Genomic DNA, 13,679 nt, shown 5'->3' on the forward strand with positions numbered 1-13,679 from the left:
CTCACGTCACGGGTCTTATCAGCCCCGGCACGTCTCGGCTCGGCGCCGCGGACACACCGCTCGGACACCGGCCCGTCATCCCCGCACCCATGGAAATCCACAGTCCGGACCCCGGCCGGGGTTGAGATCGGGCGCCGCACACCCAAGTTCCCGCTCAACCCGGGTCCGGGCTCCTCTGGCGGCCGAGGCGTCGGCCGTGATGTCGGACCGCGTCCCTGCCTTTGCGCTGACGCGGCGCGAACGCACCGGAGTGTCCGCCCCTTGACCGATCCGCAGGCCCAAGCCGCGCATGCCCAAGCCGCGCAGGCCCGAGCACCGCAGGCTGGGGCAGCCGGGCCGCCGCGCCGCGCCCTCCTGATCTGCAACGCCAAGGCCCGCAACGGCGGCGTCGATCTCAACGAGATCCGCGCCGTCCTGCGCGCGGGCGGGATCGAGCCGGTCGAGCCGCCGCCCGGCGACTGCAAGGCGCTGATCACGGCCCATGCCGGCTCGGTCGACCGCGTCATCCTCGGCGGCGGCGACGGCACCATGAACGCGGCGGCCGAGGCGCTGGTCGAGACCGGTCTGCCGCTCGGCATCCTGCCGCTCGGCACCGCCAACGACCTCGCCCGCTCGCTGGGAATCCCGCTCGATCCGGTCGCCGCCGCCCGCCTCATCACCACCGCGCAAGCGCGGCCGGCCGATCTCGGCTGGGTCAACGGGCACTATTACTTCAACGTCGCGAGCATCGGCTTCTCGGCGGAGCTCGCGGGCGAATTGACTGCGGAATCGAAGAAGGCCTGGGGCGTGCTCGGCTACGCGGTCGCGGCCGTGCGGGTGCTGCGCCGGGTGCGGCCCTTCACCGTCACGATCGAGCACGACGGGCAGACCGAGCGCGTCACCACCATCCAGGCCTCTGTCGGCAACGGCCGCCACTACGGCGGCGGCATGACCGTGGAGGCGGGTGCGGCGGTCGACGACGGCAAGCTCGACTTCTACAGCCTGGAGGTCGCTCATTGGTGGCGTCTCCTCGCGCTGCTGCCGGCGCTGCGCCGCGGCACGCAGGGGCGGGCGCAGGATGTCCGCGCCTTCAAGACCACGGAGATCCGGCTCACCACCCGCAAGCCGCGGCCGGTGAACACGGACGGCGAGCTGACGACCTACACACCGGCCCATTTCAAGGTGGTGCCGAAGGTCATCCGCATCTTCGCCCCCGGCCCGGAGGCGCGCCCCGGCGCCCGCGACAGCCTTCTTCCGCTCTGATCCCGCTCTCTGACCGGCCGCCACGGAGACGATGCCCGTGCTCGACAACTTGATGCAGCTCGCCGCCGACCCGGCCGTCTGGGCCGCGCTCGCCACCCTCGTCGTGATGGAGGTGGTGCTCGGCATCGACAACCTGATCTTCATCTCGATCATCACCAACAAGCTGCCGGCGAGCCAGCAGCAGCGGGCGCGCCGCATCGGCATCGGCCTCGCCCTGGTGCTGCGGCTGGGGCTGCTCGGCACGGTCGCCTTCATCGTGCAGCTCACGCAGCCGATCTTCGAGATCTTCGGCAAGGCCTTCTCCTGGCGCGACCTGATCCTGATCGCGGGCGGCCTGTTCCTGCTCTGGAAGGCCACCAAGGAGATTCACGAGAGCGTCGATCCCCACGCCGAGGAGACGGGGCCGGGCGTCGCGCTCGGCTTCTCGGCGGCGATCGGTCAGATCCTGCTGCTCGACCTCGTCTTCTCGATCGACTCGATCATCACGGCGGTCGGCATGACCGAGCACGTGCCGGTGATGATGATCGCGGTGATCGCCGCCGTGACGGTGATGCTGCTCGCCGCCGACCCGCTCTCGCGCTTCATCGCCAACAACCCGACCGTGGTGATGCTGGCGCTCGGCTTCCTCATCATGATCGGCATGGTGCTGATCGCGGAGGGCTTCGGGGCGCACGTGCCCAAGGGCTACATCTACACCGCGATGGCCTTCTCGGCGGGCGTGGAGGGCCTCAACATGCTGGTCCGGCGGCGCAAGCGGGCCAAGGCGGGAAACGGCGACGCCCCGGCGCCGCGGATCAACACGGTCCAGAAGGAGGCTGGCCGCGCCTGAGGCGCGGCCGTCTCGGGCCTACTTCTGCTTGGCGATGACCTTGTCCTTGATCCCCTCGTAGACGCTCTCGGACAGGATCTTCTTGGAGACGAGCTCGTCCTTGCCGCGGTAGGGGCGGCCCTTGATGATCGCGGCCGAGCGCGCGGCCCCGATGCCGGGCAGCGCATCGAGCTCGGCGGCGCTGGCGCTGTTGAGGTCGATGAGCGCGGTCTTGGCGGCGTTGGGCGATCCGGCGACGGGCGCGCTCGGCGCCTTGGGCGCGGCCGGGGCGGCGGGTGCCGCGGGGGCGGGCTTCGTCGGTGCGGCGGGGCTTGGCGCAGTCGGAGCCGGGGCCTGAGCGAGGGCCGGCGCGGCGGCGAGCGCCGTCAGCAGAGCGAGCGTGCGCAGGATGGCGCGAGTGGACGAGACCATGGCGGTTCTCCCGAAAAGTCCCGACCTCATGGACGAAGCCGGTCTGGAGAACGTGGGGCGTTCCGCTTGAACTGCCGCTTAACGCCCGGCGCGTTCTGGGTTAAGCGCGGTCCGCAGGCAGGGCCGGCGGTCAGCCTCTAGTCAGAGGCGTCGGCCGACGCTATAAGCGCGCCCTCGAATCTCCGTGTCCGGCGGTGCACGAGGCGCTCCTCGCTCCGAGGAGCCGCCCGCGCGCCGCTTTGCCGTCATCCGCCAGTTCGAAGGATTGATCCCATGGCCGTTCCGAAGCGAAAGACCTCCCCCTCCCGCCGCGGCATGCGCCGCTCGGCGGACGCCCTCAAGGCTCCGACCTACGTCGAGGACAAGGACTCGGGCGAGCTGCGCCGTCCGCACCACATCGACCTGAAGACCGGCATGTACCGCGGCCGTCAGGTCCTGAAGGTCAAGTCGGCCGAGGCCTGAGACTGAAGACGACCGGCGCGGCCGGGATCGCAGCCCCTTCGGGGGCGATCCTCGATCAGGATCAGGCGACCCGCCGCGCCGCCTCCGCGTAGAGCGAAGCGGCCCGCTGGGCCCGCTCCATCCGCGATGGCAGCAGCGTCGGGTCCGCACCCGCCATCAGCTGCGCCACGAAGCCGATCTGCGGCCGCGCGCTGCCCGGGCTTCTCGGATCCCACGAAACCGAACCGTCCCGATGGCCCGCCGCACCGTCCGCCACGGGCACGACCGCGCGCGCCGTCGCGCCCGCCCGCGGCTGCGCGGTGGCGGATCGCACCACTCCGGGACGTTGGCTCGGCTCGATTCGGGACATCGCCTCGCACCCTCCGCGACCGTGTCACGGCAGGTGCAAGCGTTGGGCCGGCATTAAGGTTTCGTCAACCTTTGCGTGGGCGGCGGCTTCAGAGCGGATCCTCGCGCGCCCATCTGCCTGACGGGTTCACGCGTCTCGGCCAGGCAGCCTGCGGGCGCCCGCTCTCCGGCGGGAGCTGGAGAGCTCGCCCGACCCTACTTCTTCGCGAGCGCCGCGAGCTGCTCCTGCATCGCGAGCATCTGGCGCTTCAGCTCGTCCAGCTCGCCGCCGCTCGACGCCTGCGCCGGAGGGGCCGCAGGCTTGGGCGCTGCAGGCGGCGCCGCGCCGGGCGTGGCGCCCGCGCTGAGGCCCGTGAACATCTTCATGGCGTCCCCGAAGAACGACATGTTGGTGCGCACCTGCTGCTCCAGCGCGTTCTGGAAAGCGGCAGGGCCGAACCCGGTCCCGAAGCCCGTGCCGAATTTTTCGCGAAGCCCATCCTGATCGCGGGCGAAATTCGCCATCGAGAACTCGAGAAAACTCGGCACCATCGTGCGCATGCTGTCGCCGTAGAAGCGGATCAGCTGGCGCAGGAAGGCCACCGGTAGCAGGTTGTCGGCACCGGCCTTGTTCTCCTGCTCGAAGATGATCTGCGTCAGCACCGAGCGCGTGATGTCCTCGCTGGTGCGCGCGTCGTAGACGACGAAGTCCTCGCCGTTCTGCACCATGGTCGCGAGATCTTCGAGGGTGACGTAGGTTGAGGTGCCGGTGTGATAAAGGCGCCTGTTCGCGTACTTCTTGATGACGGTCTGATGGACCTTGACGCTGTCCGCCATCTCTGCGGCCTCTCCCGAACCTGACGGCGCGACCACCTTCACGATGCGGCCGCCCACAGAACTTAAGGCTTTCGTGCGGCGTCGAAAACCGCAATCTGACGCCTTTCCCAGCACAATCATGCATAACGGGCCGGCAAAGCCAACTTTTCGCCCCCTGCCGGCCGTCAGCGCTCGTCCTTTGGACGGCTTGACTTCGCCCTGGACAGGCCCTTCATCCCATCAACGGACCAGAGCGCGGACATGTCTGAAGCCGCGCCGGCCGCCAGAGGAGAACGCAAGATGGCAGGCAGCGAGGAGATCGTCATCGTCGGTGCGGCGCGCACCCCGGTGGGCTCGTTCGGTGGCGCGTTCGGCAGCATGCCCGCGCACGAGCTCGGCAAGGTGGCGATCCAGGCGGCGCTGGAGCGGGCCAAGGTCTCGCCCGACGACGTGGACGAAGTGATCTTCGGTCAGGTGCTCACGGCGGGCGCCGGCCAGAACCCGGCCCGTCAAGCGGCCATCGCCGCGGGCATTCCCGAGAAGGCGACCGCCTGGGGCCTCAACCAGGTCTGCGGCTCGGGGCTGCGCACCGTCGCGATCGGCATGCAGCAGATCGCGAACGGCGACGCGACCGTGATCGTGGCCGGCGGCCAGGAATCCATGTCGCTCAGCCCCCACGCGCAGTACCTGCGCGGCGGCCAGAAGATGGGCGACGTCAAGCTCGTCGACACCATGATCAAGGACGGGCTCTGGGACGCCTTCAACGGCTACCACATGGGCACGACCGCCGAGAACGTGGCCCAGGCCTTCCAGCTCACCCGCGAGCAGCAGGACCAGTTCGCGACCCGCTCGCAGAACAAGGCCGAGGCCGCCCGCAAGGAGGGCCGCTTCAAGGAGGAGATCGCCCCCGTCACGGTGCCGGGCCGGAAGGGCGACACGATCGTCGACACCGACGAGTACATCCGCGACGGCGCGACCGTCGAGGCAATGGCCAAGCTGAAGCCCGCGTTCTCGAAGGACGGCACGGTGACGGCCGCCAACGCCTCGGGCCTCAACGACGGCGCGGCGGCGATCGTGCTGATGTCGGCCTCCGAGGCCGAGCGCCGCGGGCTCACGCCGCTCGCCAAGATCAAGTCCTGGGCGACGGCGGGCGTCGACCCTAAGGTGATGGGCACCGGCCCCATCCCGGCCTCGCGCAAGGCCCTCGACAAGGCCGGCTGGAAGCCCTCCGACCTCGACCTGATCGAGGCCAACGAGGCCTTCGCAGCTCAGGCGCTCGCGGTGAACAAGGACATGGGCTGGGACGACGCCAAGGTGAACGTCAATGGCGGCGCCATCGCCATCGGCCACCCGATCGGTGCCTCTGGGGCGCGCGTCCTCGTCACCCTGCTGCACGAGATGAAGCGGCGCGACGCCAAGAAGGGCCTCGCCACACTCTGCATCGGCGGCGGCATGGGTGTCGCCATGTGCCTCGAGCGGCCCTGATCGCCAGGGCTCGCGGCAGGGGCGGGACAAACCCGCTCCCTCTGAAACGCATTCAAAGGCCGCTCAAGAATAAATTCGGTGCGCGGTTCGCGCGCGATGGGCAAGATGTGCCTATCGCGCGGGACCGTCTCGGTCCCCGGGACCGACCCAACAAAAACATCCGGAGGAAACCATGGCTCAAGGACGCGTCGCCCTCGTCACCGGCGGCACCCGCGGCATCGGCGCTGCGATCTCGAAGCGGCTGAAGGACCGGGGCTACCGGGTCGCCGCCAATTACGGCGGCAACGACGAGGCCGCCAACGCCTTCAAGGCCGAGACCGGCATCCCGGTCTTCAAGTTCGACGTGGGCGATCTCGCCAGCTGCGAGGCCGGCATCAAGGCGATCGAGAGCGAGCTCGGGCCCATCGACGTGCTGGTCAACAACGCCGGCATCACCCGCGACGGCGCCTTCCACAAGATGACCTTCGAGAAGTGGCAGGCGGTGATCCGCACCAACCTCGACTCGATGTTCACCTGCACCCGGCCCTTGATCGACGGCATGCGCAGCCGCAACTTCGGCCGCATCATCATCATCTCGTCGATCAACGGCCAGAAGGGCCAGGCCGGCCAGACCAACTACTCGGCCGCCAAGGCCGGCGTGATCGGCTTCGCCAAGGCGCTCGCCCAGGAAAGCGCCGCGAAGGGCATCACCGTGAACGTGGTGGCGCCAGGCTACATCGCCACCGAGATGGTGATGGCGGTGCCCGAGGACATCCGCAACAAGATCATCTCCACGATCCCGACCGGCCGCCTCGGCGAAGCCGACGAGATCGCCCACGCGGTCGAGTATCTGGCCAGCGACGAGGCCGGCTTCGTCAACGGCTCGACGCTGACCATCAACGGCGGCCAGCACTTCGTCTGACGATATTCCCAGGCATCGGCCCAGCGTGCTAGCGCTGGGCCGATGAGACACGGGATGACACACGGTACGGCCACCGCCCTCGGCTTTGGCGCGATCCTGCTCTGGTCGCTGCTCGCCGTCCTCACGGCGGCCTCGGGCGCAGTCCCGCCCTTCCAGCTCGCGGCAATGACTTTCGCGGTGGGTGGCCTCCTCGGCTGTGGGAGCTGGCTCGTGCGGCCGGAGGGCCTGAAGGCGCTGCGTCAGCCCTGGTCGGTCTGGCTCCTCGGGGTCGGCGGCCTGTTCGGCTACCACGCGCTCTACTTCGCCGCGCTCCGCCTCGCCCCGCCCGCTGAGGCTGGGCTGATCAACTATCTCTGGCCCCTTCTCATCGTGCTGCTCTCGGCGCTGCTTCCGCGGGCCGGAGGGTTGCGGGCCGCGCACCTGCTCGGCGCGCTCCTAGGGCTCGCGGGCGTGGTCGCACTGTTCGCGGGCCGCGGAACGCTCGATTTCGCGGCCGGCGCCGCGCCGGGCTACGCCGCAGCCTTCGCCGCCGCCTTCGTCTGGTCGGGTTACTCCGTGCTCTCGGCCCGGGTCGGCGCGGTGCCGACCGATGCGGTCGCGGGCTTCTGCCTCGTCACGGCCGCTCTGAGCCTTCTCTGCCACCTGGCCGTGGAGACTACGGTGTGGCCCGCCGATGCGCCGCAATGGGCCGCGGTCGCGGCGCTCGGCATAGGGCCGGTCGGCGCCGCCTTCTATCTCTGGGATATCGGAGTGAAGCGCGGGGATATCCGGCTCCTCGGCGTGGCCGCCTACGCGGCGCCGGTCCTCTCGACCCTGCTCCTCGTTGCGACCGGCTACGCGCCGGCCACGCCCGCTCTGGCGCTCGCCTGCCTCCTCATCGTCGCCGGCGCCCTGGTGGCCGTTCGGGCCTCGCGCCGGCTCCCGCGCGAAGCCGCCTCCTGACGCGTCGCCGCACTATCAGCGCGGCATCGGTCTCCAGTCCGGCGGGGCCATCTCGAAGCCCGCGAAATCGAAGCCCGGCGCGACGGTGCAGCCGACGAGCGTCCAGGCGCCGAGGCTCGTCGCGGTCTGCCAGTGTCCGGCCGGCACCACGTGCTGCGGACGCTGGTTGCGGGCGAGGTCGGGCCCGAGATGATTCGCCGCCGCGTCGTGCCCGTTCGGGCTAACCGTCAGCACCAGCGGGGCGCCGGCGTACCAGTGCCAGATCTCGGCGGCATCGACCCGGTGCCAGGCGGACACCTCGCCGACGTCGAGCAGGTAGTAGATCGCCGTGCCGACCGAGCGGCCCTCCACCGTGCGGGGATCGCGGAAGGTCTCGCGGTAGTGCCCGCCCTCCGGATGCGGCGCGAGCCCGAGGGCTGCGATCACCTGTGCGGCCGTCATCGCGGGATTCAGGACCGGATTCATGCGTTACGGTTTCCTTACGTGCGCGCGGGCGATCCGGCGCTGCCCCAGGGTTTTCCCGTGAAATCTCGGCGTCACTCGCCGATAGCGCCCTGCGGCAGGCTGAAACCGGGCGGGACCTTGGGTGCCGCCTTGGCCTGCCCGCGCAGGGGCGCCGCCTCGCCGTCGGGCGCCGGGGCGGCCTCCCGCGTCTTCGCCGCGCGGGCGGGCTTCGCCTCCTTGCGCGCCGCGACCGGCGGGGGCGCCTTCACCGCGGGCGCCTCGGTGCAGTCCCGGAAGCCCAGGCGCGCCAGAGGGCGGCCATCCTCGGAGACGATGCTCAGCGGGTCCGGCAAGGGCGGAAGCGTCTCCTGCCAGCGGATCGTCGTTCCGAGCTGCGCCTCGATCGCGCCCGGCGGACCGCCCCGCCGGAGGGCCGAGAGGTCGGGTCCGTAGGCGGTCGCGAGCTTCCCGCCGATGGCCACCTGCAGCACCTCGGTCGTCTCCGGCGTGAGGGGCCGCAGCGGGTTCTCGACCTGCGCCCGTCCGACCCGGGTCACGAAGACCTCGAACCCCTTCTCGCCTGCGAAGCGCGCGGCCTGCGAACCGCACGCGATGGTCGGCGGCGCCGCGAAGGTCGCATCGAGTGGAGCCCGGTCGATGCCCGCGGCCGGCGCCCGCAGGGGCTCGGCAGGACGCGGCGCGGGAGCCGGTGCAGGAGCCGGCGCGGCGGGCGATGGCTCGGCCTTGGCCTTCGGCTTGGGGGCGAGTTTCGGCGGCTTCGGGCGCGCCGGCTTCGGTTCCGGTGCCGTATCGGTGACGGGCGCGTCCTGCGCGCGGCTGCCGATGGGCAGGCCGAGCGCGAGCGCGGCAGCGACGAGGATCGGGGCCGTACGGACCATCGGGCTCACATCTTCTCGCTGGGGCGACGCGAGTCGGACCGAACCGGCTCGATGTCCAGCACCTCCGCCGAGCGGTCGATGGGACTGCGCGATGGGCCGACCCGGGTGAGCAGATCTTCGTCGCGCTCGTCGAGTTCGCTGTCGAGCCGCAGGGGTGGACGGCGGCTCTGGGCCGACAGGCGCACCGCGATCACGCCCACGACCGTGCAGGCGAGCACGGCGCCCAGGATCAGGAGGAGTTCCATGCGGACGAACCGTTACCCGAAGCGCACGCCTCTTGCACCTCTCTCCTCGGCTTCCTCAAGCGCCGGCCTCCTCTTGCGCATGCCTGCGCGCCGCGCGATCAGGCGGGGCCGCCGACGAAGCGGAACGGAGATTGCACCGGGATGCCGAACGGGTTCCCGCGGATGCTCGCCGGATAGAACCGAATCACAGGGAGCCAGGACCGATCGATGCGCGAGACCGAGCGGAGCCGAAGCCCCGAGGAGCTTGAGACCCATCTGCGCGGCCTGATCGAGGCGTCCCGCGAGCAGGCGGCGGAAGACCCGTTCCGCAACCCCGTGCTCGCCGTGACCCTGGCGATCACCCGCCGCTTCGACCGCGGCGAGATCAGCGGGGACGACCTCGACGCCCTGTTCGTGCGCCTCCGCGCCCAGGCGCTCGCCGAGCGGGCCGCCCGCCTGCGGGCCTATGTGGGGCTCAACGGGGCACCCGACGACAGAGAGGACGCGGACGCAGCGGTGCCCAACCGCCTCGCCGCCGCGGTGCCGCAGCGGGCGGGGGATTTCGAGACGTTCCGCGACCGCGTCGGCCGAACCGCCTTCGCGGTGGTGTTCACCGCCCATCCGACCTTCGGCATGCCCCGCGCAGTGGCGGCCCTCCTCGCCCGCAGCGCCAGCCTCGCCGATCCGGCGGCGCGCGAGCCGCTGATCGCCGAGGCCGCCGCCCTCTCGACCCGGCCCGACCCGAAGATCAGCCTCGACGACGAGTTCGACCAGGCCTGCATCGCAGCCAACCATGCCCGCGCGGCGCTGGACGGCTTCAACGGCGCGCTCATCGACGCCGCCCGCCGCCGTTGGCCCGACCGCTGGGGCGAGTTGGTGCCGCGCCCGCTGGCGGTCGCGAGCTGGGTCGGCTGCGACACCGACGGGCGCACCGATATCGGCTGGTGGGACACCCTGCGCTACCGCCTCGAATCGAAGCGTATGCAGTTCGAGCGCGTGCTGCGCCAGGTGCCGAAGATTCCGGCAACGCAGGTGGTGCGCGCGCTGGCTGAGAACGCCCTCAGCGCGGTCAACCGTCAGCTCATCGTGGCGCCCAGGCTCGGCGATAAGCCGTCGCTGGAGGCGGTGCATCGCTTCGCCCTCGCGGTAATCATCGAGCGCGACCGAGCCCAGACCGATGCGGGGGCGCTGCTCGCAGGCCTCGCGGCCGCGCTCGGGGCCGCGGAGGACGAGGCCGACAAGCGGACGATCGCGGTGCTGCGCGCGGGCGTGGCGACGCACGGCCTCTCGAACGCCCTGCCGCATTTCCGGCTCAACGCCAGCCAGATCCACAACGCGGTGCGGCGCGTCACCGATATCGAGGGCGAGCCGGCAGACCCGGCCCAGCGCCGCTCGCACCTCGCCACGATCCACGCGCTCCTCAACGACGTCGCGGCCGTCGACGTCGATTTCGGGGCGCTGGCCGCCGAGCGCGCCTCGGCCGCACGGCTGATGATGACGATCGCCCAGATCCTCAAGCACGTGGACGGCACCCACCCGGTGCGCTTCCTCATCGCCGAGACCGAGACCGGCTACACCCTGCTCGCCGCGCTCTGGCTCGCCCGGCACTACGGCATCGCCGACAAGCTGGAGATCACGCCCCTCTTCGAGACGGCAGAGGCGCTGGAGCAGGGCATCCGCGTGCTCGATGACGCGCTGCGCAACCCGCACTGGCGGGCTTACCTCAAGCGCATCGGCCGGCTCACCGTGCAGTTCGGCTACTCGGATTCGGGCCGCTATGTCGGCCAGCTCGCCGCCACCTTCTGGATCGAGCGCCTGCGCCTGCGCATCACCGAGCTGATGGTGCAGAACGGGCTCGCCGACATCGAGCTCGCGATCTTCGACACGCACGGCGAGTCGATCGGGCGTGGCGCCCACCCGACCTCGCTCCGCGACCGCCTCGCCTACCTCGCCCCCGAGGACGCGCGCGCGAAGAACCGGGCAGCGGGCATCCGGGTGCGCCTCGAATCGAGCTTCCAGGGCACGGACGGCTACCTGCTGTTCGGTTCGCCCGCGCTCGCCGAGGCCAGCCTCGCGCGGATCGCCGAGCACGTCTACGCCCTCGACCTCGCCGAGGACGACGCCTTCGCGGACTACGCGCTGGCCGAGCCGAAGGCCGGGCCGGACGCCGCCCGCGACCCGGTCTACGCCGAGACCGACTTCGCGCTCGAGTTCTTCACGGCGGTGCGCCAGGAGATGGAGTCGCTCGTCGAGGATCCCGGCTACGCGGCGCTGCTCGGCACCTTCGGCCCGAGCCTGATCGACCGCACCGGCTCGCGGCCCGTGGCGCGCCAGAGCGACGGCGGCGGCCCGGCGCTGATCACCCACCCGCGCCAGATGCGGGCGATCCCCAACAACGCGATCCTGCAGCAGCTCGGATACCTCGCCAACTCGCTGCACGGCCTCGGGCGGGCGGCCGAGCGGGCGCCGGATATCTTCGACGAGATGCGCCGCGACTCGGTGCGCTTCTCGCGCGCCTTTCGCCTCGCCCAGCACGCCGCGAGCGTCGGCGACCTCGACGTGCTGCGCGCCTATATCGACACGCTCGACCCGGCGGTCTGGCTGGAGCGGGCGCGCCGCACCCAGAAGGACGGGCGGCGCGAGGAGCTGATCACCATCGCCCGCAGCCTCGAGCGGCTCGACCTCGCGCCGGCCCTGCGCCGCCTGTTCGGGCGTCTCACCTGCGACTGGCTCGGGCTGCAGGCCGCCGCGCCCGACCTGAAGAAGATGTCGGTGCGCCTCACCCTGCTGCACGCCCTGCGCCTCGCCCTGATCCACCGCATCTGGTTCACGGCCGTGCACATCCCGAGCTTCCGGCCGCAGGCGGGCGTGAGCCGCGAGCAGCTCTTGGAGCGCTTCCTGCGCCTCGACATCGACGCCTGCCTCGCGCTCCTCGACGAGATCTTCCCCGTGACCCCCGACCCGACCCTGGGGCTCAATTTCGGGGAACCGGCGGGGCCGCGGGATGTCGGCACCTACGAGGCCGAGCATACCGGCCTGTTCCAGCCGATCCGGCGCATGTTCGTCCAAGTCCGCGAGATCTCCGGCATGATCCAGCACGAGGTCGGCGCCTTCGGGTAGCGGGCGCCTGAAGGCGGGGTCCTTGGGCGGAGTCCCGGGGTAGCCGAGCCACATCCTCGGCGCAGCCAGGCAGCAGGGCTCCGTCCTGCACCCGCCAAAGGTCTCGACCTTTGGGATCCGGAACGATAACGCGGCCGGAGGATGCAGCCGGAAACCGGCATCCTTATATGCCGCCTGCCCGTGCGGCGTCGCGGAAACGCGCGGGCATGCTAGACCCGGCTCCGATCGACCGGGCGAATCGGCTGGCCGCCCGCCCCCGTGGCGCGGGGCGAGGGACCTTGAGGACAGGGATGTCGAAGCGGGACTATTACGAGATCTTGGGCGTCGAGCGGACGGCCACGGACGGCCAGATGAAGACCGCCTTCCGCAAGCTCGCCATGACCTACCACCCGGACCGCAACCCGGGGGACAAGGAAGCCGAGATCAAGTTCAAGGAGATCAACGAGGCCTATCAGTGCCTCTCGGACGGCCAGAAGCGCGCGGCCTACGACCGCTTCGGCCACGCCGCGTTCAGTCAGGGCGGTGCGGGCGGCCCCGGATTCGGCAACGAGTTCGGCGACTTCATGTCGGACATCTTCGACAACTTCTTCGGCGACGGCCGGGGCGGGCAGGCCCGCGGGCGCGGCGGCGCGCCGGGCCGCGAGCGCGGGGCGGACCTGCGCTACAACCTCGAGATCAGCCTGGAAGAGGCCTTCACAGGCAAGACCGAGACCATCCGCATTCCGACCTCGATCACCTGCGAGACCTGTGCGGGCTCGGGCGCCAAGCCCGGCTCGAAGCCGCGCACCTGCTCGACCTGCGGCGGCTACGGCCGGGTGCGGGCGGCGCAGGGCTTCTTCGCCATCGAGCGCACCTGCCCGAACTGCCACGGCCGCGGCGAGATCGTGGACGATCCCTGCACGTCCTGCGCGGGCGCCGGGCGGGTCAACCGCGAGCGGACGCTCTCGATCAACGTGCCGGCGGGCGTGGACGACGGCCTGCGCATCCGGCTGGCCGGCGAGGGTGAGAGCGGGCTGCGCGGCGGGCCGGCGGGCGACCTCTACGTCTTCCTCTCGATCAAGCCGCACGACTTCTTCCAGCGCGACGGCGCGGACCTGTTCTGCCGCGTGCCGATCTCGATGGTGACGGCGGCGCTCGCGGGCGAGATCACCGTGCCGGTGATCGACGGCACGCAGACCCAGGTGCGCATCCCGGCGGGCACGCAGACCGCCAAGCAGTTCCGCATCAAGGGCAAGGGCATGCCGGTGCTGCGCTCGCGGGAAGTGGGCGACCTCTACATCCAGGTCTTCGTCGAGACTCCGCAGAACCTGACCAAGCGTCAGCGCGAGCTGCTCCAGGAGTTCGACAAGACCGCCTCCGACGACAACCACCCGGAGAGCACGGGCTTCTTCTCGAAGGTGCGCGACTTCTTCGGCGGTGCGGCACAGGCCTGAGCCCGTCGGCGGCCGGGCAAAAACCGCGCGGGCGGCCGGATCCAAACCGGCTCCGCACGGTTGTCGCTTTTGGCCGGTCCCGTGCGGCGTTGCCCTAGCAGGGCCGCCGGCTTGGCGGTATGAGAGCGTCGTCCTCGATCCTCC

14 protein-coding genes are annotated in these 13,679 nt (G+C 70.9%); 8 read left to right on the top strand and 6 right to left on the bottom strand.

The window, feature by feature from the left end; all coding sequences use genetic code 11:
* Positions 1-261 precede the first annotated feature (261 nt).
* A complete protein-coding gene (locus tag MFF54_RS06725; protein ID WP_283206260.1) occupies positions 262-1,242 on the top strand; it encodes a lipid kinase in 981 nt (326 codons plus the stop codon).
* Between the two features lie 52 nt (positions 1,243-1,294).
* A complete protein-coding gene (locus MFF54_RS06730; RefSeq protein WP_238301878.1) occupies positions 1,295-2,071 on the top strand; it encodes a TerC family protein in 777 nt (258 codons plus the stop codon).
* Between the two features lie 18 nt (positions 2,072-2,089).
* On the opposite strand, the gene MFF54_RS06735 is transcribed toward MFF54_RS06730, so the two are convergent.
* On the bottom strand, positions 2,090-2,482 hold the full coding sequence (locus tag MFF54_RS06735; RefSeq protein WP_238301844.1) for a ComEA family DNA-binding protein: 393 nt from the start codon (positions 2,480-2,482) through the stop codon (positions 2,090-2,092).
* 273 nt (positions 2,483-2,755) lie between these two features.
* On the opposite strand from MFF54_RS06735, the gene rpmF reads away from it, so the two are divergent.
* Positions 2,756-2,944, top strand: a complete 189-nt coding sequence (gene rpmF, locus MFF54_RS06740) for a 50S ribosomal protein L32 (RefSeq protein ID WP_003601373.1) — start codon at positions 2,756-2,758, stop codon at positions 2,942-2,944.
* A gap of 61 nt (positions 2,945-3,005) precedes the next feature.
* Here rpmF and MFF54_RS06745 read toward each other — a convergent pair whose 3' ends face one another.
* Both MFF54_RS06745 and phaR read right to left on the bottom strand, forming a co-directional pair.
* Positions 3,006-3,293 carry a hypothetical protein gene (locus MFF54_RS06745; RefSeq protein ID WP_238301845.1) on the bottom strand — a complete coding sequence of 96 codons (288 nt, stop codon included), beginning with the start codon at positions 3,291-3,293 and terminating at the stop codon, positions 3,006-3,008.
* 194 nt (positions 3,294-3,487) lie between these two features.
* Positions 3,488-4,108, bottom strand: coding sequence for a polyhydroxyalkanoate synthesis repressor PhaR (gene phaR, locus MFF54_RS06750; protein ID WP_238301879.1), 621 nt, complete (start codon positions 4,106-4,108; stop codon positions 3,488-3,490).
* A 279-nt stretch (positions 4,109-4,387) separates the two neighbouring features.
* Here phaR and MFF54_RS06755 point away from each other — a divergent pair, with 279 nt between their 5' ends.
* The 3 genes from MFF54_RS06755 (at position 4,388) to yddG (ending at position 7,415) form a co-directional block, all read left to right on the top strand.
* Entirely contained in the window at positions 4,388-5,572 is a 1,185-nt protein-coding gene (locus MFF54_RS06755) for an acetyl-CoA C-acetyltransferase (RefSeq protein ID WP_238301846.1), read from the top strand.
* 172 nt (positions 5,573-5,744) lie between these two features.
* Entirely contained in the window at positions 5,745-6,473 is a 729-nt protein-coding gene (gene phbB / locus MFF54_RS06760; protein WP_238301847.1) for an acetoacetyl-CoA reductase, read from the top strand.
* Between the two features lie 54 nt (positions 6,474-6,527).
* A complete protein-coding gene (yddG, locus tag MFF54_RS06765) occupies positions 6,528-7,415 on the top strand; it encodes an aromatic amino acid exporter YddG (RefSeq protein WP_238301848.1) in 888 nt (295 codons plus the stop codon).
* A gap of 15 nt (positions 7,416-7,430) precedes the next feature.
* Here the strand turns inward: yddG and MFF54_RS06770 are convergent, their stop codons facing one another.
* The 3 genes from MFF54_RS06770 to MFF54_RS06780 form a co-directional block, all read right to left on the bottom strand.
* On the bottom strand, positions 7,431-7,856 hold the full coding sequence (locus tag MFF54_RS06770; RefSeq protein WP_238301880.1) for a cupin domain-containing protein: 426 nt from the start codon (positions 7,854-7,856) through the stop codon (positions 7,431-7,433).
* 95 nt (positions 7,857-7,951) lie between these two features.
* Positions 7,952-8,758: a hypothetical protein gene (locus tag MFF54_RS06775; protein WP_238301849.1), complete on the bottom strand. Its 807-nt coding sequence runs from the start codon at positions 8,756-8,758 to the stop codon at positions 7,952-7,954.
* Positions 8,759-8,763: 5 nt separating this feature from the next.
* On the bottom strand, positions 8,764-9,003 hold the full coding sequence (locus tag MFF54_RS06780) for a hypothetical protein (protein WP_238301850.1): 240 nt from the start codon (positions 9,001-9,003) through the stop codon (positions 8,764-8,766).
* 207 nt (positions 9,004-9,210) lie between these two features.
* Between MFF54_RS06780 and MFF54_RS06785 the strand changes: the two genes are divergently transcribed.
* Together MFF54_RS06785 and dnaJ are read left to right on the top strand one after the other, a co-directional pair.
* Positions 9,211-12,102: a phosphoenolpyruvate carboxylase gene (locus MFF54_RS06785; protein ID WP_238301851.1), complete on the top strand. Its 2,892-nt coding sequence runs from the start codon at positions 9,211-9,213 to the stop codon at positions 12,100-12,102.
* 290 nt (positions 12,103-12,392) lie between these two features.
* On the top strand, positions 12,393-13,535 hold the full coding sequence (gene dnaJ / locus MFF54_RS06790) for a molecular chaperone DnaJ (RefSeq protein WP_238301852.1): 1,143 nt from the start codon (positions 12,393-12,395) through the stop codon (positions 13,533-13,535).
* Positions 13,536-13,679 lie beyond the last annotated feature (144 nt).

Origin of the sequence: Methylobacterium gregans (assembly GCF_022179245.1) — a bacterium.
Taxonomy (GTDB): Bacteria; Pseudomonadota; Alphaproteobacteria; order Rhizobiales; family Beijerinckiaceae; genus Methylobacterium; species Methylobacterium gregans.